Source organism: Shewanella sp. c952, from assembly GCF_019654975.1.
GTDB lineage: Bacteria > Pseudomonadota > Gammaproteobacteria > Enterobacterales > Shewanellaceae > Shewanella.
In genome coordinates, this window is sequence record NZ_BPEW01000015.1 from 84,574 (window position 1) to 104,197 (window position 19,624).

The 19,624-nt window shown below is 44.1% G+C and carries 21 protein-coding genes; 12 read left to right on the plus strand and 9 right to left on the minus strand.

Annotation, left to right across the window (positions count from 1 at the left end; translation table 11 throughout):
- The first annotated feature begins 75 nt into the window (after window positions 1-75).
- Together K5R16_RS11915 and hemG (K5R16_RS11920) are read left to right on the plus strand one after the other, a co-directional pair.
- Entirely contained in the window at window positions 76-1,533 is a 1,458-nt protein-coding gene (locus K5R16_RS11915) for a TrkH family potassium uptake protein (RefSeq protein WP_220737789.1), read from the plus strand.
- Window positions 1,534-1,621: 88 nt separating this feature from the next.
- Window positions 1,622-2,149, plus strand: a complete 528-nt coding sequence (gene hemG, locus K5R16_RS11920) for a menaquinone-dependent protoporphyrinogen IX dehydrogenase (protein WP_220737790.1) — start codon at window positions 1,622-1,624, stop codon at window positions 2,147-2,149.
- Window positions 2,150-2,230: 81 nt separating this feature from the next.
- Here hemG (K5R16_RS11920) and K5R16_RS11925 read toward each other — a convergent pair whose 3' ends face one another.
- Window positions 2,231-2,536: a metalloregulator ArsR/SmtB family transcription factor gene (locus tag K5R16_RS11925; RefSeq protein WP_020910282.1), complete on the minus strand. Its 306-nt coding sequence runs from the start codon at window positions 2,534-2,536 to the stop codon at window positions 2,231-2,233.
- A gap of 198 nt (window positions 2,537-2,734) precedes the next feature.
- Here K5R16_RS11925 and hemG (K5R16_RS11930) point away from each other — a divergent pair, with 198 nt between their 5' ends.
- Complete coding sequence (hemG, locus tag K5R16_RS11930; RefSeq protein WP_220737791.1) at window positions 2,735-3,277, plus strand: menaquinone-dependent protoporphyrinogen IX dehydrogenase; 543 nt, start codon at window positions 2,735-2,737, stop codon at window positions 3,275-3,277.
- A gap of 178 nt (window positions 3,278-3,455) precedes the next feature.
- Window positions 3,456-3,962, plus strand: a complete 507-nt coding sequence (speG, locus tag K5R16_RS11935; protein WP_220737792.1) for a spermidine N1-acetyltransferase — start codon at window positions 3,456-3,458, stop codon at window positions 3,960-3,962.
- Between the two features lie 296 nt (window positions 3,963-4,258).
- On the opposite strand, the gene K5R16_RS11940 is transcribed toward speG, so the two are convergent.
- Genes K5R16_RS11940 through def form a run of 5 tightly spaced genes read right to left on the minus strand, consistent with a single transcriptional unit; the run spans window position 4,259 to window position 9,914 of the window.
- Window positions 4,259-5,701, minus strand: a complete 1,443-nt coding sequence (locus tag K5R16_RS11940) for a TrkH family potassium uptake protein (RefSeq protein ID WP_220737793.1) — start codon at window positions 5,699-5,701, stop codon at window positions 4,259-4,261.
- A 27-nt stretch (window positions 5,702-5,728) separates the two neighbouring features.
- Window positions 5,729-7,138, minus strand: a complete 1,410-nt coding sequence (gene trkA / locus K5R16_RS11945; protein WP_220737794.1) for a Trk system potassium transporter TrkA — start codon at window positions 7,136-7,138, stop codon at window positions 5,729-5,731.
- Between the two features lie 7 nt (window positions 7,139-7,145).
- Window positions 7,146-8,426, minus strand: coding sequence for a 16S rRNA (cytosine(967)-C(5))-methyltransferase RsmB (gene rsmB, locus K5R16_RS11950; RefSeq protein ID WP_220737795.1), 1,281 nt, complete (start codon window positions 8,424-8,426; stop codon window positions 7,146-7,148).
- Window positions 8,427-8,431: 5 nt separating this feature from the next.
- The gene (fmt, locus tag K5R16_RS11955) at window positions 8,432-9,397 is read right to left on the minus strand and encodes a methionyl-tRNA formyltransferase (RefSeq protein ID WP_220737796.1); all 966 of its coding nucleotides are present in this window, start codon (window positions 9,395-9,397) and stop codon (window positions 8,432-8,434) included.
- A gap of 4 nt (window positions 9,398-9,401) precedes the next feature.
- Window positions 9,402-9,914: a peptide deformylase gene (def, locus tag K5R16_RS11960; protein WP_220737797.1), complete on the minus strand. Its 513-nt coding sequence runs from the start codon at window positions 9,912-9,914 to the stop codon at window positions 9,402-9,404.
- 135 nt (window positions 9,915-10,049) lie between these two features.
- Here def and K5R16_RS11965 point away from each other — a divergent pair, with 135 nt between their 5' ends.
- The 3 genes from K5R16_RS11965 to K5R16_RS11975 all read left to right on the plus strand — a co-directional run bounded on the left by K5R16_RS11965 (window position 10,050) and on the right by K5R16_RS11975 (window position 12,785).
- Window positions 10,050-11,150, plus strand: coding sequence for a LysM peptidoglycan-binding domain-containing protein (locus K5R16_RS11965; protein ID WP_220737798.1), 1,101 nt, complete (start codon window positions 10,050-10,052; stop codon window positions 11,148-11,150).
- Window positions 11,151-11,289: 139 nt separating this feature from the next.
- Window positions 11,290-12,309, plus strand: a complete 1,020-nt coding sequence (dprA, locus tag K5R16_RS11970) for a DNA-processing protein DprA (protein WP_220737808.1) — start codon at window positions 11,290-11,292, stop codon at window positions 12,307-12,309.
- Window positions 12,310-12,311: 2 nt separating this feature from the next.
- On the plus strand, window positions 12,312-12,785 hold the full coding sequence (locus tag K5R16_RS11975; protein WP_220737799.1) for a DUF494 family protein: 474 nt from the start codon (window positions 12,312-12,314) through the stop codon (window positions 12,783-12,785).
- Between the two features lie 69 nt (window positions 12,786-12,854).
- On the opposite strand, the gene K5R16_RS11980 is transcribed toward K5R16_RS11975, so the two are convergent.
- Window positions 12,855-14,627 carry a collagenase gene (locus K5R16_RS11980; RefSeq protein WP_220737800.1) on the minus strand — a complete coding sequence of 591 codons (1,773 nt, stop codon included), beginning with the start codon at window positions 14,625-14,627 and terminating at the stop codon, window positions 12,855-12,857.
- A gap of 125 nt (window positions 14,628-14,752) precedes the next feature.
- Between K5R16_RS11980 and K5R16_RS11985 the strand changes: the two genes are divergently transcribed.
- The 3 genes from K5R16_RS11985 to hemF all read left to right on the plus strand — a co-directional run bounded on the left by K5R16_RS11985 (window position 14,753) and on the right by hemF (window position 16,906).
- Window positions 14,753-15,316, plus strand: coding sequence for a type I DNA topoisomerase (locus tag K5R16_RS11985; RefSeq protein WP_220737801.1), 564 nt, complete (start codon window positions 14,753-14,755; stop codon window positions 15,314-15,316).
- A 99-nt stretch (window positions 15,317-15,415) separates the two neighbouring features.
- On the plus strand, window positions 15,416-15,979 hold the full coding sequence (locus K5R16_RS11990; RefSeq protein ID WP_220737802.1) for an L-threonylcarbamoyladenylate synthase: 564 nt from the start codon (window positions 15,416-15,418) through the stop codon (window positions 15,977-15,979).
- A gap of 12 nt (window positions 15,980-15,991) precedes the next feature.
- Complete coding sequence (gene hemF, locus K5R16_RS11995) at window positions 15,992-16,906, plus strand: oxygen-dependent coproporphyrinogen oxidase (RefSeq protein ID WP_220737803.1); 915 nt, start codon at window positions 15,992-15,994, stop codon at window positions 16,904-16,906.
- A 24-nt stretch (window positions 16,907-16,930) separates the two neighbouring features.
- Here hemF and K5R16_RS12000 read toward each other — a convergent pair whose 3' ends face one another.
- On the minus strand, window positions 16,931-17,365 hold the full coding sequence (locus K5R16_RS12000; RefSeq protein ID WP_220737809.1) for a group II truncated hemoglobin: 435 nt from the start codon (window positions 17,363-17,365) through the stop codon (window positions 16,931-16,933).
- A gap of 140 nt (window positions 17,366-17,505) precedes the next feature.
- Here K5R16_RS12000 and aroE point away from each other — a divergent pair, with 140 nt between their 5' ends.
- Both aroE and K5R16_RS12010 read left to right on the plus strand, forming a co-directional pair.
- Window positions 17,506-18,321 (plus strand): shikimate dehydrogenase, encoded by an 816-nt coding sequence (gene aroE / locus K5R16_RS12005; protein ID WP_220737804.1) that lies wholly within the window; start codon window positions 17,506-17,508, stop codon window positions 18,319-18,321.
- 23 nt (window positions 18,322-18,344) lie between these two features.
- Window positions 18,345-18,623, plus strand: coding sequence for a DUF1488 domain-containing protein (locus tag K5R16_RS12010; protein WP_220737805.1), 279 nt, complete (start codon window positions 18,345-18,347; stop codon window positions 18,621-18,623).
- A 7-nt stretch (window positions 18,624-18,630) separates the two neighbouring features.
- On the opposite strand, the gene K5R16_RS12015 is transcribed toward K5R16_RS12010, so the two are convergent.
- Window positions 18,631-19,188 carry a gamma carbonic anhydrase family protein gene (locus K5R16_RS12015; protein ID WP_220737806.1) on the minus strand — a complete coding sequence of 186 codons (558 nt, stop codon included), beginning with the start codon at window positions 19,186-19,188 and terminating at the stop codon, window positions 18,631-18,633.
- Window positions 19,189-19,624 lie beyond the last annotated feature (436 nt).

Here is a 19,624-nt window from a genome sequence, read left to right on the forward strand (position 1 = left end):
GTAAAACGATTGTGAACATTCTTACGAAGTGTGCGAAAATGCATTTGAGCAAAAATGCGCTAGCAATGGAATCTAATGCAATATAGAACAATAATAAGAATTACAGGCCTATTAATGGGGCTGTTCTCCTTGTCGCTACTTCCGCCAGCTTTGGTGGCCGTTATCTATAAAGATGGCGGCGGTATGGCATTTATACAGGCATTTGTTTTATGCCTAATTCTTGGCTTTACGCTTTGGTATCCGAATCGTCGCCACCGAAAAGACCTGCGCACTCGAGAGGGCTTCTTGCTGGTGGTACTATTTTGGGTCGTGCTTGGTTCAATTGGTGCGGTGCCATTTATTTTCTCTGGTCAACCCTCCCTCAGCCTTACCGATAGTTTCTTCGAGTCCTTTTCAGCGCTAACTACCACAGGTGCGACGGTTATCGTTGGCTTGGATACCCTGCCAAAAGCAATCTTGTTTTATCGACACCTATTGCAGTGGCTTGGTGGTATGGGGATTATTGTGTTAGCTGTGGCAATTTTACCTGTGTTGGGTGTCGGGGGGATGCAGTTGTATCGCGCTGAAACGCCGGGGCCGGTAAAAGACAGCAAAATGACACCGAGAATTGCCGAGACAGCTAAAGCGCTTTGGTATATCTATTTGGCATTGACAGTGGCTTGTGCAGTCGCATATTGGGCGGCCGGAATGGATGTGTTTGATGCCATTTGTCACTCGTTTTCAACCATTGCTATTGGTGGGTTTTCAACTCACGACGCCAGTATCGGCTACTTCGATAGCCCAGCCATCAATATGATTTGTGTGGTGTTCTTATTAATTGCCGCACTTAATTTTAGTCTGCATTTCGCCGCATTCTCACGGCGTGGCATTAACCTCAAAGTCTATTTTAAAGATGCTGAGTTTAAAGCTCTTATCGCTATTCAGCTTGGTTTAACAGCTATATGTTTTGCCACGCTTTACCATAGTGGTATTTATGATTCGCCTGAAGAAACCTTTGATTACGCATTGTTTCAAGCGGTTTCTGTCTCCACAACCGCAGGTTTTGGTACTGAGAGCTTCCATGCATGGCCGTTGTTTTTACCTATTTTGTTAATCTTTTCTAGCTTCATTGGCGGTAGTGGTGGTTCTACTGCGGGTGGTATTAAGGTGATGCGAGTTATTTTACTGCTGCTGCAAGGCTCCCGTGAACTTAAGCGATTAGTGCATCCTCGTGGTATGTTTTCGATTCGAATAAGCGGTAAAGCGCTGCCTGATCGAGTGATTGATGCGGTGTGGGGCTTCTTCTCTGCCTATGCCTTAGTCTTTGTATTGTGCATGTTGATCTTAATGGCGATGGGCATGGATGCGATTACTGCATTTAGCGCTACGGCCGCATGTTTGAATAACCTTGGCCCCGGTTTAGGTGAAGTTGCCAGTAACTATGCCAGTATTGGTGACGGTGAAAAGTGGGTACTGTTATTTGCCATGCTATTTGGTCGCTTAGAAGTGTTTACGCTGCTGGTATTATTTACACCCACATTCTGGAAGAATTAAAATTGCTGTGGCTAAGCTAGTTTTAATCATATAGCTTTACCCTAATGGTCGAGAACCATAATTTTAATCTACTAAGAGCAGGAACTGAATGAGCAATACACTGGTTATCTATTCAACCGTCGATGGTCAAACCAAAGCAATTTGTGAGCAGATTAGCAAGATCAATCGACAGCTAGGTGCTACTGTCACTTTAGCCTCACTCGAGGAAGCTGAAGCCTTAGGTTTAGCTCAGTTTGATAAGATATTGGTGGCAGCAAGTATTCGATATGGTAAGCATAGACCTGAATTGTACCAGTTTATCAATCGTCATCACGCAGTATTAGATGCAAAGAAAAATGCTTTCTTTAGCGTTAATGTTGTCGCGAGAAAGCCCGAGAAAAATACTCCAGAAACTAATCCGTATATGAAAAAGTTTTTAGCACTTTCATTGTGGCAGCCTCAACAGCTTGGTGTGTTTGCTGGCAAGATTGATTACCCCAAATACCGTTTGTTCGATAAAGTGATGATCCGCTTTATCATGTGGATGACGAAAGGGCCAACGGATACTAGCGGTACCTTTGAATTTACCAACTGGGATAAAGTTGATGAGTTTGCTCGCAGTTTCGCCGAGCGGTAATCATGGATTTGCTATGAGCATAAAAAAGCCTGCTATTTAGCAGGCTTTTTTATTATGAATGCTTTACACAATCGCTAACTACTAAGCGCAGTATTTCTTATGTAGGATTGAGATAACTTCGGTCACTTGTTCATTCTTCAGGGTGTAGAACACAACCTGTGAGCTCTTACGAGTCGCAACTAAGTCTTCCGAACGTAACACCGCTAAATGCTGTGATAATGCAGACTGGCTCAATGGCACCGTTTCATTTAACTCCGTTACGCTTAACTCTTTATCAAGTAATAAGCATAAGATCATTAATCTGTATGGGTTTGCAATTGCTTTAAGCCATTTTGCAGCACTCTCTGCATTAGTTACCATTGCACTGACATCGATTTCTTTTTGCATACGGTTACTCACTTCATAGCCTTTAATTAGTTAATTCTAATTGAGTTGGTGTGATAAAACAATATACCCCTGCACTACAGGGATCTCAATTTTTGATGTTGATAATATGAGCTATGCCTAATTTGTGATCTATTATCCTGTTAAATCCGCCATTTGCTGCAACAATGAATGCAATGTGGAATCTTGTGAGTTGGAATAATGAATAAATCAGTTTTAGTTTTGTATTACTCACGTGGTGGTCATACTGCCAGAATTAGTCGAGCGATAGCCGACCGTATTGTTAGTGAAGGGCATCAGTGCGATATGATGCATATTAACGAAGCTAAGGCTGAAGGCTTGGATTGGTCGAAGTATGATGCTGTCGCGTTGGGTGCATGCGTGCTTTATGGTTCATACCATAAGTCTGTTTTTGAGTTTGTTACCGAGCATCAAGCAGAGTTTGCCGCTAAGCCATCGAGCTTTTTCAGTGTTAACGTAGTGGCGCGTAACCCAGAAAAACGTGTACCTGAAAATAATAAGTATCTACAGAAGTTTATTGAGCTATCACCTTGGAAGCCACAAGACGTTAAAGTGATAGCCGGTAAAGTTGATTACCCATCATGGCGTTGGTACGACCGCTGGATGATTCAGTTCATTATGAAGATGACTAATGGCCCAACGGATCCGACTTCGATTATCGATTACACCGATTGGCAAGATGTCGATGTTTACGCTGACCACTTGGTTACTTTGTCAAAATAGCGCGAAGTAGACAGATAAAACCATAGCTAAAGGCTATGGTTTTTTTATGTCTATTAATCCACATTTAGATGATCAAAATTTAATTAGTGACTTCAAAACTATCCACTCTATAATCCGCCGCCAGCATGCCATTTAGGCCTATTTGCTGGGTATTAAATTGATTGTTTAGAGGTCATTTATGAGTAGTGAAATAAAGTTGCGAGCGTTAGAGCGCACCGATCTAAGGTTTATCCATCAGCTAAATAACAACCGTACCATTATGGGCTACTGGTTCGAAGAGCCTTATGAATCGTTTGATGAACTAGAAGCGCTTTACAGTAAACATATTCACGATAAAACTGAGCGTCGTTTTATCGCAGAAGATGCTGATAAGCAAACTGTTGGTTTGGTTGAGCTAGTTGAGATAAACAGCATTCACCGTAGTGCGGAGTTCCAAATTATTATCGCTCCAGAGTACCAAGGTAAAGGCTACGCTCGAACATTAATCAATAAAGCGCTTAACTATGCGTTTACGATTTTGAATCTGCATAAGGTGTATCTGCATGTGGCGATAGAGAATGAGCGGGCGATTCACCTCTATCAGAAGTGCGGCTTTATTGAGGAAGGGCACTTAGTAAAAGAGATATTTATTAACGGCGAATATCGAGACGTGAAACGGATGTATATTTTACAGGGCTGTGTTTAATAACCGTCTATTTAGGGCACAGCAATTTATTAGCCATTTTGGCAAGACAGAGGCTATGTAGTGTAGTGATTCTCCACAAAGAGCCTTTAACGCAGAAAAAACGGCCAAGAAATGCTGTCCTTTGGGTTCGTTTCATTGCTTCTATTCTTTTATGACTAGAATGCGTTACGAGCTTTTCGCTTAGCCGGCTAAGCGTCATCGCTCAAGTCTTGCACTAGAAGCATTATTCCTTACGGTAAAGAATTGAACAAAAACTAAGCTCGAAAGATCAACAGACCCTAGTAACTGTTTCAGTATTAGTACTTCCAAAAACTTGGGTGGAATAGCACTGCAACGGTTAAAATCTCTAACCTGCCTAACAGCATGCCAACCGATAACGCCCATTTAGCAACATCGGGTAAAGGAGCGAAATTACCTGCAGGGCCAATGGTATCTCCCAGTCCTGGTCCAACATTGGTCACAGCAGTAATCGCACCTGTAAAGCTAGTGATAGGATCTAAACCTGTAAGTACCAGGATGATAGATAAGCCAACAATGACCAGCATAAATAACAGTATAAAGGTGACCAGTGAGCGGACGATATCATCCTTGATGATGCGGTTGTTATAGCGCTCTTTAAACACACCATTAGGATGAAATTGCTGTTTAAGTTGTTCTCTCATTATTACGCCAGCAATTTGAAAACGGAAAATTTTAATCCCACCAGAAGTTGAGCCTGAGCAGCTACCGACGAACATTAAAAACAGGAATATGATATTGGCAACAGCGCCCCAAGCGGAATAATCTGTGAGGCCGTAACCTGTGGTGGTAATAACAGACACAACATTAAAGCTAGCAAGGCGCAGGGCATCGATAGGTTCTATTTCTCTGCTGCTCCATAACCACAGTGCCAGTAATGTTGAAACCAGAACGACAAACTTTAAGAAGCCTTTGACCTGGGCATCATTCCACACCTTCAATGATTTTTGTTGCACCATATAGACAAACATTAACAGTGGTAGGCCACCTGCGAGCATAAAAGTGGTACCGACCCAATGCGCCTCTTTTGAAAAGGCTGCCATCGAACTGTCTGAAGTTGAATAGCCACCAGTTGAAAGGGTGGTCATAGCATGGTTAATCGCTTGAAACCAATTCATTCCGCTGCTGTGATAAGCCAAAAAGCAAAGAAAAGTCAGCAGGATATAAACGATGAATAGACTTTTTGCCATATGCTGGGTTCGAGGGGTGGCTTTATCGCCCCAGTCTGAAGACTCGGTCCTAAATAGCCGCATACCACCGACGTTTAAAAATGGCAGTACCGCTACTGCCATTACAATAAAGCCTATGCCACCGAGCCACTGAAGCAGTGAACGCCAGATCAGAATGCTGTGATCCATGGTGTCCAGGCCTGAGAGTACCGTTGAGCCAGTGGTGGTGATCCCTGACATGGTTTCAAAGAAGGCATCGGTATAGTTAATACCGTGATAAAGCGTAAAAGGTAGCGCGGCAAATAAACTAACAATGAACCAGGTGAGGCTGGTTAGCAGAAACATATCGCGGATGTTGAGATGAAGCGTCTGAGATTGTCCTTGATGCATGCAAAAACTGGCCGCGGTGCCCGCAACCAAAGAGGAGATCATAAATGCACCCACCGTTTCTTCGCCGTAATAAAGCGCGAAAGCACCAGGGATCAACATAAACGCGGTGAGCGTTGATAGAAAAATCCCTAGTATAAACAGCAGAGGCCGAAAGTTCAGCATGGTGTTAAGTTAGGCTCCAGAACACATTTAAAAAAAGAAGGCGCTCGGTTGGAATAATTTTTCGACTTCACCGATAAACTTCTTGTTAACTAAGAATAGGATGACATGGTCACCTTGTTCAATGACCGTTTTATCGTGTGCCATTAATACTTCGTCATCTCTGACAATAGCACCAATTGTGGTACCTGGAGGCAGTTTGATATCACCAATCTGCTTACCGACAACTTTTGAGGTATTTTTATCGCCGTGAGCAATCGCTTCAATAGCTTCTGCTGCGCCACGTCTTAATGAGTAAACATTACAGATATCGCCTTGACGAATATGAGTCAAAAGCGCCGAAATAGTGGCTTGTTGTGGTGAGATAGCAATATCAATATTCGCTTCTTGTACGATATCAACATAAGCCTCTCGCTGAATAAGCACCATGACTTTTTTGGCGCCCATACGTTTTGCGAGCAATGCAGCCATGATATTGGCTTCATCATCGTTGGTGACAGCAATAAAGACATCTGTTTGATCGATGTGCTCTTCTAGTAATAGTTCTTGATCTGAAGCATCACCACAAAAGACGGTTGTGTTTTCTAGCTTTTCTGACAACTCTTCGGCGCGCTCTTGCTTATGCTCAATCAGCTTAACTGAATGATTACGCTGCAGTTGTTTGGCTAGACCAAGGCCAATATTACCGCCGCCGGCAATCATAATATTGCGGTAGGAGTTATCCAGTTTCTGCATCTCACTCATCACTGCGCGAACGTGGCGACTGTCGGCAACAAAGAACACTTCATCATCGGCTTCAATAATGGTGGTACCGCGAGGCATAATCGGTCGGCCTTGTCTAAAGATAGCCGCTACTCGGGTATCAATATTAGGCATATGTTCTCGTAGCGCCGCTAAGGCATTACCCACCAGTGGCCCGCCGTAATAAGCACGTACAGCAACGAGACTCAGTTTACCTTCGGCGAACTCTAGTACTTGCAGTGCGCCTGGGTATTCAACTAGGCGACCTATATACGCGGTCACTAGCTGCTCCGGTGCGATGAGTTCATCAATGATGAATCCACCACGAGGACGATTCTCTGAGTGTTTAGTTTCGCTATCAATAAACAGCTTATCGCGCAGGTTTAAGTACTGCTCTGAGCGGATCCGGGCAATCTTGGTTGGTGTACCAAATAGCGAATAGGCTATTTGGCAGGCAGCCATATTACATTCATCACTGTTGGTAACCGCAATCAGCATGTCAGCGTCTTCAGCGCCAGCTTCCTTTAATACATCTGGGTGAGCACCGTGGCCACAAATAACCCGTAAATCGTACTTATCTTGTAAGGTACGTAAACGAGTTTTGTCGTTATCGACGATAGTAATATCGTTATTTTCACCCACTAAGTTTTCGGCTAATGTGCCACCAACTTGTCCTGCACCCAAAATGATTATTTTCATTGCCGTACTAATCCTTCACTAGGCGAGCGTAATAAAAGCCGTCCATATTTTCTTGCCCTGGAACAATTTGCCAACCTATATCCTGCGGGTTGGTTTGCTCTTCGATAGGCACTAAGGTTGCATCTGCGGTTCTTGCTAAAAAGGCGCTAACCTGATCTTTATTTTCTTGTGGCAAGATGGAACACGTTGCATATAAGAGTGTGCCACCTGGCTTTAGCCACTTCCAGCAATGATCAAATATTTTTGACTGTAATGTTGCTAACTCTTCAATATCGTTATTTTTTCTGAGCCACTTGATATCTGGGTGACGGCGAATAACACCTGTTGCAGAACAAGGTGCATCGAGCAAGATACGATCAAACTTATCACCTTGCCACCAAGAATCAATGTTAGCTGCATCACCATGGATGAGCTCTGCTTGTAGTGATAATCTGTCTAGGTTTTGTTGCACTCGTTCAAGTCGTTTAGCATCAAAATCCACCGCAACCAGCTTAATGTCTGGTGCCAGTTCTAACAGATGACAAGTTTTACCACCTGGTGCCGCACAAGCATCAAGTACCAGCTCCTCACCTTGTGGTGCTAGCAGTGTGGCTGCCCATTGAGCTGCGCCATCTTGTACTGAAGCGGAACCCGTTTCAAAACCCGGTAGCTGCATAACATCTCGAGGGCTAGAGAGTAAAATAGCATCATTGCTACTACCTGCTGTAGCTTCTACCTCTATATCTGTTAATGCGCTTAGGTAGGCATCGCGAGTTTGTGACTGCTGGTTATTACGCAACCACATTGGAGGTCGCTGATGGCTCTGTTCAATAATCTGCTGCCAGTTGTCTGGATACGCCTCTTTTAGGCGTTTAATGATCCATGCTGGCGTGTTGTAGGCAAGTGTATCGTTGTCGGTTGATAAGGGTTTTTCTTGGCGTTGAACGGTGCGCAAGACACCATTTACGACCTTGACTAAGCCTTCAAATTTTAATTGGCGACAAGCCTCTGCAGTTTCTGAAATTGCTGCATGGCTTGGGATCCGCGTGAAGTAGATCTGATAACAACCAATCAAAAGCAACTGGTGTACGATGCGCTGCTTACCCTTAAGTGGTTTGCTCATGCAGTCGCTGACTTGCTTATCAAGTTGAGGCAGATGACGCATAACACCATAACAAAGCTCTGCCAACAGTGCTTTATCTTTACCACTCTCGAGATGTCTTTGCTGATCGGGTAGGGCGACAGATAATGATATGCCTTTTTCAAGGACCTGAAATACCACTTTCGCAGCTAGTGCTCTTAAGTTCATTGCCATTAGCCTTGGTCATCCATTGCATTGTTGAGTTGAGTGCCTGGTGTGAACCAATCTGCACGAGAGTTGAGAATATCAGCGACACTAAGAGGTTTCTTGCCCGGTAATTGCATGCTGGTGATTGTTAACACACCATCTCCAGTCGCAACATCGATACCATTTTTATCGGCAGAGATCACCGTTCCTGCTGCTGCAGTTGAAGTACTATCACTAACATGGCTTTGCCAAACTTTTATGGTATTACCAGCATGTTGATAGTGGCTTACTGGCCATGGATTAAAAGCTCTGATTTCACGCCAAAGGGCTTGGGCTGATTTAGACCAATCAATTTGCGCTTCCTCTTTTGATAACTTCTCTGCGTAGTTGGCAAGGCTCTCATCTTGCTTTTCTGCTGGTAAAGTATCAGCCGCGATACCCGCTAACGCTTCAACGAGTGCGCTTGGACCTTGCTCGGCAAGCTTTTCATAAAGAGTGGCAGAGGTATCAGTATCTTCAATTTTTAACTGAGTCTTTAATAGCATGTCACCGGTATCTAGACCAATATCCATCTGCATGATGGTAACGCCAGTCTCGGTATCGCCAGCCCATAAGGCGCGTTGAATGGGTGCAGCACCTCGCCAACGAGGTAAAATAGAACCATGCACGTTGATACAACCTAAGCGTGGGGTATCAAGCACTACTTTCGGTAAGATTAAACCGTAAGCCACTACAACCATAATATCGGCATTAAGCGCGGCTAATTCTTGCTGGGCGGTTTCATCGCGTAATGACTTAGGTTGTAACACTGGAATATCATTTTCGAGTGCCAATGCCTTTACCGGGCTAGATTGTAGCTTTTTGCCACGACCTGCAGGTCGGTCTGGTTGGGTATAAACTGCAATCACATTGTGCTGTGATTCGATAAGCGCTTGAAGGTGGCGAGCGGCAAAGTCAGGCGTACCGGCAAAAATGACATTAAGTGGTTTCAAAAATTTATCCTTGTTTTGCTTCTAAACGAGCGGCTTTTTCTAGCTTTTGCTTAATACGTTGGCGTTTTAGTGGCGATAGATAATCCACAAACAATTTACCCGCTAAATGGTCGAGTTCATGTTGCAAGCAAATGGCAAATAGTCCTTCGGCTTCTAAGGTAAACTCATTACCGTCTCGATCAAGCGCTTTAATGGTGACAAACTCGGCACGATCTACTTTTGCATAGATACCAGGTACCGATAAACAGCCCTCTTCATTACAGAAATCACCGCTTTTGGCAATTATCTCTAAATTAATGAACACTTTTGGGCGATCGATCTCATCTTGAAGATCCATTACGATAAGTTGATGATGAAAATCTACTTGGGTAGCCGCTAGACCAATCCCCTTCTCTTCATACATGGTTTCGAACATATCGTCGATTTGTGTCTGTAGAGTAGCGTTAAACTCTGTGATTGGCTTTGCCACTGTACGTAATCTTTCATCTGGAAAACATAAAACTTTTAATAAACTCATACCTAAACTCTTAACAAGTCTGTCAAATCTAAACCAGTTAGTTATACTGGCTCAGGCTAATGGCTCAATTTTAGTCCTTAGCGGCATTCAATAACAGCAAAAGCTCTACTTATAATCTAATAAAGAGCAAATAGCATGGATACCCTGATGAAACGGTTACTATTACTTGCTTCACTTATGCTTGGTTGCACCTTCGTTTTCGCTGATACATTGACATTGAAGTCTGGACACCCTGAGTCCTATGTTGTCAAAAAAGGCGATACTCTTTGGGATATATCAGCTTTTTTTCTAAAAGATCCTTGGCGTTGGCCTAAATTGTGGGGTGCAAACCCGCAAGTGGCGAATCCACACCTTATCTATCCTGGTGATAGATTGACGCTAGTGTTTATTGATGGAGTGCCGCGCCTAGTGGTCAAGCCTCATTTAAGCAAGAGTCCTGCTGGGCGTGTTTCACCCAAAAATGGTGCAATCCCTGCAATAGACCTGTCACTGATCCAACCTTATTTGCTGCACAATCGAGTTGTTGAGGCAAATTGGTTTGAGCAGCAACCGATGGTTATGGGCGGTGAAAGCGAGTCCCGACACCACGTGGTATCAGATATTGTTTATGTCCAGGGCGAACTTACTGTTGGCGATAAATTTGGTATTTATGCCAGCGGCCGAGAGTTTGCCAATGCTGATGGCGAAGCACTTGGACGTGAGGCTATATTGACTGCAAGTGGCCGAGTTGTTGAGTCTGGCCCTGTATCTAAAGTCGAGCTGTTAAGTAGTTTGCGGGAAACTAAAGCCGGTTATCGCTTGCTGCCAATTGAAGATGACTCATTAATGTCAGCCTACTTTATGCCTAGAGCAGCACAACTGACCGCTCCAACTACAGTATTGGCTTCTGGAGTTGATATTAGGGCTATGGGTAAACTTGATGTTGTTTACATTGACCGTGGCGATACTGATGGCGTTGAAGCCGGGCAGGTGTTCTCAATATTTAAAGAGGGCGATGTGGTGGTGATAGATGGAGACGGCGTGCCAGTGCAGCCTAATGATCGTAATCGCTACGAAAAAATGCTCGCTAATGTTTCAGCTGACAATGCGGTACAAATGCCAGATCTGTATCGTGGCAAGTTAATGGTTTTTAAAGTTTTTGAAAAAGTCAGTATGGGAATTATCTTGGTTAATGAGCGCCCTGTAAGGGTCGCTGATAAACTGACCATTCCTGATTCGCTGATAGTGAGCGAGTAGTCTAGAGTTAAATCTGTGCAGTGATAGTACTGCACAGATAACTTGAGGATAGACTATTAATGAAAAGCTGGTCGACTGGCTAGTTGTTTCTGCTGTATCCGGGCTAGGACCCGCTCGGATTAAACAATTGATAAATTACATGGATGTGGAAGAGTTAAGACAAAGGTTAACGCATGAGCCAGATGCATTGCCTTTGCCTGAATCTTTGCTTCGCTCCAACCTTACCCCAAATTACGCTTTAGTTGACTCGGCACTCGAGTGGCAACAGCTGAGTGAACATCATCACCTATTGTGTTGCGATGACCCGCTTTACCCACCATTACTTAAACAAATTAGTGACCCTCCTAGTGTGTTGTTTGTTAAAGGTAACATTAGTGCTCTGCTTCGGCCGAGTATCGCTATTGTTGGCAGCCGAAATGCCAGTCCCGGAGGCTTAAAAATGGCGCAGGTCTTGTCATCGCAACTTGTTGAGCAACACTTATCGATCACCAGTGGCATGGCGCTGGGTATTGACGGTGCCGCTCATCAAGCCGCTATTGATATTAAAGGGGTTAGCGTTGCTGTCTTAGGTACCGGGGTAGACGTTATTTACCCCAAAAGACATCGTAGTATTTATCTTAATATTCAGAATGATGGCTGTGTTTTGAGTGAGTTTTGGCCACAAGTAAAGCCATTTTCTGGCAATTTTCCGAAACGAAACCGCATAATTAGCGGTCTAACTCTAGGTACCCTTGTTGTTGAAGCAGGCTTAAAAAGTGGTTCATTAATAAGTGCGAGATTGGCTAATGAACAGGGGCGCGAAGTGTTTGCATTACCGGGTAGTGTACTCGGTGGCCAAAGTCAAGGTTGCCATCAACTATTGCGCGATGGCGCTAAGTTAGTGGAGTCTGCCGCTGACATTTTTGAAGAAGTTGCGGTTTTATCTGGCCTTCACCTTGAAGAAGTCAAAGCCAGTCACCATATAGGGGGGAAGATAGTCTCTGATTTGCCATTTGCTTCGCTGTTAGCTAGTGTAGGTTATGAAACCACAACGATCGATAACGTGGTTGAGCATAGTGGAAAAACCATAGAGCTAGTATTGGAGCAGTTACTTGAACTTGAGTTACAAGGTTGGGTTACTGCTGTACCCGGTGGTTATGTAAGACTTAAGAGGAGCTAGCCATGTTTGATATCCTCATGTATCTATTCGAAAACTATGTGCATAGTGAAGTTGAGTTTCTTGTCGATGAAGACGAACTCACAAAAGAACTAACGCGTGCTGGGTTTCACCAGGCAGAGATCATTAAAGCACTAACTTGGTTAGAAGGTTTAGCTGAGTTGCAAGAGGCGGGAACACCGTACCTTTGCAATCATGATCAGCAGTCTTTCCGTATTTATACTAAAGATGAGATTAATAAAATAGATGTAGAAAGTCGCGGCTTTCTGCTGTTTCTTGAACAGATTAAAGTGCTTAGCGTTGAAACCCGTGAAATGGTTATTGATCGAGTGATGGAGCTTGATGAAACGACGCTGAATTTGGATGACCTGAAATGGGTTATCTTGATGGTGCTATTTAATGCTCCTGGCCATGAGTCGGCTTATGAGCAGATGGAAGATCTGATCTTTGAGCAGCCGGATGGTCGGTTGCATTCATAATCTTGTTCTACTTGTTTCATAAAAAAGGAGGCTTTCGCCTCCTTTTTTAGTGCTGTAACTCATGCATATTTAAAAATGCAGATGAGTGCTATCTTGAGTGAGGTGCTGCGGTTGCAAGTAGTCACGATAAGCATAACGATTCTGCTTATGCAGACGTGGCTTAGATTGCTCCTCGCTGTCATCAAATAGCACCACTTGAGAGGTTAACCACTCAGAAAACTGTTGCTGATGTTGTGTTAAGTCGGCTAATAGCAACTCATACCCTTCGAAGTAATCTGTTTTTAAGAACTGACTCAATTTCACGTAATCGCTATGGTAGTGCTCAGCAAGGAAACGCACTGCCATATAGCTCCACTTGTAAGTCATATCAACGCCATCTTTATATTCAGTCGCGAATATTTCTTCTAACGTTGGCGCCTTGTCAATGTCGCGTTTGATGATCTTAAGTGCGGTAGGGTTGGTATCACCTTGAGCAATGTATTCTGCTAAACCTTCTGACCACCACACCATTTTGCTAGGGAAGTGTCCGAAACCGCCATACTTTACAAAATGGCCGTCGAGGTAGTGCACGTATTCATGATTCAGGTTCCAAATCGCGAACTCCGGCTCTATCCACCATTGGCGATAAGCAAAGAACGTTGCTTGGTTACCCGGTTTTGAGGGGGTACCTTCGATATACATGCCGCCGTTGTCGGTTTGAATATCAAATACTAGCTGGCCATAGTAGTTGTACTGGCTCCAGTTTTTGAAAGCCACGACTCTTAGTGCTTCATTGTTGTCGTTGGCTGTTGCCTGCTGCTGTGTCTCAAGTACATTATGAAAGTGAGATTCTTGCGAGGTGAGCTTAGTGCAGCTTTCTACTAACTCTTGCTCGTTGAGATCTTGCGCCAATATAAATAGCGACTCTGAGCAGTGGTGTTCAATGGGTAAGCCTTCGGTTAGCTCCGGTATGCGGCAAATGTCGCTATTTTCTTGGCAGCGTTCTTGAGCTGAAAAAGTATTGACGTGATAGCCTCGACTGTAGGCATCTTTGGCAATATCCCCGCGCTCCGCCACATCTTGTCTAGCAATGTCAGCCACAGCTTTATCGACAGCAAGCTCGAGTGGAGTCGCTTCGCCATCTTCTGAACCTGGTAATGCGAGTCTATATAATGCTAATGCCCAGTAGGCATTCGTTCTCGGCCAGTCTTGCTCAGCACGAATACTGCTTTTGTTGGCTGCAAAAGCTAATAATGGCTGATTAAGGTTTGCAGACAACAGTACGGTATTGAGCTCACCTTCAACTTTTTTACGGCTCACATTAAACAGAAAACCATAAGCTTTTAGTGTCTCTAGCAGTGCGTAGTCGTTTGTTTGTTGGCTGGTGGACGCAGCAAGTAGTGCTAGTTGGCTATTGAGTTGTGATAGTAGCGGTGCAAGTTGCGCTGCGCGCTCGTTGTTAGCAAAGTAGCGATAAACGGTTACTGCATATTGTTCTTGTAAGCGCGCTGTTCCATTTAACACTCCAGAGTCAGCAAGGCTTTCGAGTGCAACAGACAAGCTGGCATAGTCTGATAATTCCAGGTCGTCAATGGGGCCGTAATAACTGAATGCGCGAAAATAGTAGAGTAGTTCATCAAGCGTGTTGGTATCTGTTGTGCTGGCTAACGCGACGCTTGCTTGCTGGAAATGAGATATCGTCATAAGCGGGTTAGTTTCGTCAAATAGCGCACTTTCAGAGCTTGAGCTTATCTGCTGGATTATTTCAGGAGTTGGTACCGTGTTACTTTTGCTAGAACAACCAGATATTGAGCCAGAAAGTGCAACTATAATAGTTAATGCAATTTTCGTTTTTGAATTCATTAATCACGCCTTATATTTTTTTTGGATACAATATATCACCGTTTTTTATCAAAACCTATTAGATGTATACAACAGTCAGGCTAATACTTGGTAGAATAGCGGCATACTGATGAACTGAGACAATCATGGCCAAAATCGATCAGCAACTGTTTACAACACACGAGCATGCACTAGAGAAAGAGTATGAACTCTGCCCTAAGTGTGGCTGCGAATTGTCTGTGAGGCACAGTAAACATGGTGGATTTATTGGCTGCAATAACTATCCAAGCTGTGATTATACTCGACCGTTGGTGCAGCATGAGTCGATAGAAACTCAAGTGATTGAAGGTTCATCTTGTCCTGAATGCGCCAGTGAACTTGCGGTAAAGTCGGGGCGTTTCGGTATTTTTATCGGTTGTACTAACTATCCAGAGTGTAGCCATATCGAAAAACATGATCAGGCAGATGCGGAAGATGAGATAAGCTGCCCCAAATGTAAAAAGGGCCATGTTGAGCATCGAACTAGCCGTTTTGGTAAGTCTTTTTATGCTTGCAGTGCTTACCCTAAGTGTAAGTTTTTGGTGAACTACCCACCCGTTGCCGAGACATGCCCTGATTGTGGCTTTGGGATACTCGTCGAGCGTAAAGGAGCCGCTGGCATGCGCTTAGAGTGTCCTGAAAAATCGTGTAAGTATAAGCGACCAATCTAACTAACCAGTCTAAATGACCATATTATCTTCCACTAATGTCGCTTTTAAGTAATCATAGCGATGTTGCAGTGTGCACTGAGTTGAGGTTAAGAGAGACCAATGTTAGAAGTATTGCCAGCTGAAGTGGCTGAAGTTGTTATGGGCGGAGGCGTGATAGCTTACCCTACCGAGGCTGTTTACGGCTTGGGCTGCGATCCTGATAATGATGCTGCGATTAACCATTTGCTGCAGGTAAAGCAGCGTCCTTGGCAAAAGGGGCTGATACTAGTGGCTGGAGAATACCAACAGTTACTTCCTTATATAGATGAGTCGCAGTTAACTGCAGAGCAGCTTGCATTTGCTCACAGCAAATGGCCTGGGCCGTTTACCTTTATCATGCCAATCAAGCCCGGTTTATCTAAACTATTAAGCGGGACTTTTGATTCCATTGCGGTGAGAGTGACAGCCCATGAAGGCGTGAGAGCTTTATGCGCCGCAATTAATAAACCTATTGTTTCTACCAGTGCCAATTTATCAGGCCAGCAACCAGCGCCATCTCCATCGGCTGTAAAGCAGCAGTTTGAAGGGATTATCTCTGGATTAGTGCTAGGGGAGCTAGGTCATCAGCACGCCCCTTCAACTATTATCGATGCCAAGAGTGGCAACATTCTCAGACAAGGTTAATCAAGGAAAAGTATGAGCACACCAGATTCAGCAGTCGTAAAAGCTTTCTTACTCGATCTTCAAACTCGAATTTGTAATGGACTACAAGCGCTAGATGGCGAAGCCGAGTTTGTCGAGGATTCTTGGAAGCGAGAAGAGGGCGGTGGCGGACAAAGTCGAGTATTGACCAATGGTGCCGTATTCGAGCAAGCCGGCGTTAACTTTTCCCACGTTACTGGTGCTTCTATGCCAGCATCAGCAACAGCGCATCGTCCTGAACTCGCAGGACGTAGCTTTGAAGCGATGGGCGTTTCACTGGTCATCCATCCTAAGAATCCCCATATACCGACCACTCATGCCAATGTGCGTTTCTTTATTGCACAGAAAGAGGGCGCAGATCCTGTATGGTGGTTTGGTGGCGGCTTTGATTTAACACCTTATTACCCTTATCTCGAAGATGTTGTTAGTTGGCATCAAAGTGCTAAAACATTATGTGAACCATTTGGTGATGAAGCCTATCCTAAATACAAAAAATGGTGTGACGAATACTTCTGGTTACCACATCGTAATGAAACCCGTGGTGTTGGCGGATTGTTCTTCGACGATTTAAATAAACAGGGATTCGATAAGAGCTTCGACTTTATGCAAGCGGTTGGTAATGGTTTCTTAACCGCTTATGCGCCCATTGTTGAGCGTCGTAAAGATACCGAGTACGGTGAGCATGAACGTCAGTTCCAACTTTATCGTCGTGGTCGCTATGTCGAGTTTAACTTAGTTTATGATCGTGGCACCTTGTTTGGGCTGCAAACTGGTGGCCGCACAGAGTCTATTTTAATGTCTATGCCACCACTCGTTCGTTGGGAGTATGCTTATACTCCAGAGGCGGGTAGTCCTGAAGCGGCTCTCTACAGTGATTATCTTAAGCCGCAAGAGTGGTTGAGCTTATAAATCATAAAGCGTAATCAATAACGGTTATTGATTACGCATATGATCTGCCAGAGTGGCTACCGCACTATAAATAGCTTGCTGATGCTGTGGATCTTTTACTTCTAATTGAATGGCCGCTTTCATGCAGGTTAACCATTGATCCCGCATCGCTTCATTAACTTTAAAAGGCATATGTCTTGCTCGAAGGGCGGGGTGACCGTGTTTTTGTTGATATAGCTGTGGCCCGCCTAACCAGCCGCTAAGAAACTCAAACAGTTTTTGCTCCGACTCGCTTATTGGAGCACGGTGAATATCGAGTAGGGGTTTGGTTTCAGGTATGGTTTGCATCTGCACATAGAACTGTTTGGCAATCGCACGAATGGTTTGCTCGCCGCCAATTCGATCGTAAGCATTAGATTGTTGATGATCGCGTTCATCCTTAAGCTCTTTTTTGCCTATAAGGCGTTTTAACCAATCCATCATATATCTGCACCAAATTCATAATGCCGCCATTGTAGCAACAAGTAGCTGAAAATAACTGCGCTGGAATAGATTGCTCGTGGCTAGAACCGCGGTAAACTGATTGCTTATTTCCTGTAGCGAGTAGTAGAGAATTGAAAATGACGGATAGATACGCAGTATTTGGCAACCCCATCGGCCATAGTAAGTCACCAAGCATTCATGCTGTCTTTGCTGCAGAAACAAATCAAGCTTTGCGCTATGAAGCCATACTGGCACCAATTGACGCCTTTGAAGCTAGTTTTAGTGAGTTTGCGGCCAATAATGGCTTAGGTGCGAATGTCACCGTACCTTTTAAGGAGCAGGCTTTTGCGCTGTGCGATGAATTAAGCGAGCAGGCACAATTAGCGGGAGCAGTAAACACGTTATCAGTGTTAGATGATGGCAGAATTCGTGGTGATAATACCGATGGCTTAGGTTTAGTGGCAGATCTGCAAAGGCATTTTGGCAGCCTTAAAGGTAAGCGTGTTCTGTTAGTTGGTGCCGGTGGTGCTGCAAGAGGCAGTGTTTTACCACTATTACAAGCAAATATTGCAGAGCTGACGATTGTGAATCGCACACAGTCAAAAGCAGAGACTTTGGTCGATATATTTACCCAATACGGTCAAGTTTGTGCTCAACCGATTACTCATACAGGTCAAAACTACGATGTCATTATCAATTCAACATCGTCGAGTTTAAGTGGTGAGGTGCCAAACCTTAGTGTAGAGGTCATTCATGCTGATACCGTTTGCTACGATATGATGTATGGCAAAGAGCAAACAGCATTTAATCTTTGGGCGGCAGAGCAAGGAGCTAAACGAACAATAGACGGCTTAGGAATGCTAGTCGGGCAGGCCGCAGAAAGCTTTTTAATTTGGCGCGGGGTTAAGCCAAGTGTTGAAACAGTTTTAAGCCAGCTTAGAGCTGAGCTTTAATCGAGATATTCATTGGGATATACATGAATCAAAGTATTTTATTTCCTGATCTACAAGATTGGGAGCAATCATCGCAAATGGTCGTTTTTCCTGCTCAACAGCAGGGCATGAATATAGAGTGTCGAATTGGTATCGCGAAGTTAGCCGCATTATCAGGGACAATCTTAAACGCTACAGATCAAGACATAGCAATTAAAGCGCTGGCAGTGTTTGAAACTTATCGATTTGATATAGAAGAAGAGGTGGAACAGCTCATCGAACAAGAGCTGCTCGATGAGTTAGGGCGAATAATCGTCACCTAATAAACGTTTAATTGCCTTCTGCTAAATACTCATTTTTTAGCCTGACATAGTTATCTGCTGATTGTGGCAAGAAAGCGAGTTCAGCTTCAGTAAGCGGTCGAGCCTGTTTGGCTGGACTGCCTACATATAAGAAGCCACTCTTAAGAGTCTTATTTGGCGGCACTAATGAGCCAGCACCAAGAATGACATCGTCTTCCAGTATAGCGCCATCCAAAATAATCGCCCCCATACCGACTAATATGCGGTTACCCACTTTGCAGCCATGCAACATCGCCTTGTGGCCTATAGTCACATCATCACCAATGATTAATGGTTGCCCTTCAGGTAATGAAGCCGACTTACGGGTGACGTGTAACACACTGCCGTCTTGAATATTGGTTCTCTTACCAATATAGATATGGTTAACATCACCACGGGCAGCCACTAGTGGCCAGACGCTTGAGTCATCATCCAATGTGATATCCCCCACTAAAACACATGCCTCATCGACATAAACATTATTCTTAAGCTGTGGCACTATCCCTTTATACGAGCGTAGTGACTTATTATTTCGCGAGTTAGTCATCCCAAAGTCCTTAAAGTGGAGATTTTTGGCATTATAAAGCCTAAAAAGTAGCTAGTCAGGGTGTTTTATCAGCAACCAGTAATAAAACTTCACTTTTATTGCGCTTTTTCTCATTTAGCCCCTTGTGCTCTGTCAGGATTTGCCTATAATGCGCATCCACTGACACGGCACAGCAGGCCAACTAACTAAACGAAAGCTTAGATAGTACGGGACTTGCAGCGGTGTTAGAGAGTTAAAAACCTTCGGGGATTTGATTCAGGTGACAAACGCTTTAAGGGCTTCGGGTAATGCTTCTTTTCACGAGAGTGATTAAGAAATCATCGCTTGAAAAACTTCTTAAAATAAGCGCTTGACGCCGCCACTGGAGAGTGTAGAATACGCCTCCTCAAGCCAACGACCTAGCGTCTTCGGCGAAGTATGAAAGATGACTTCACGC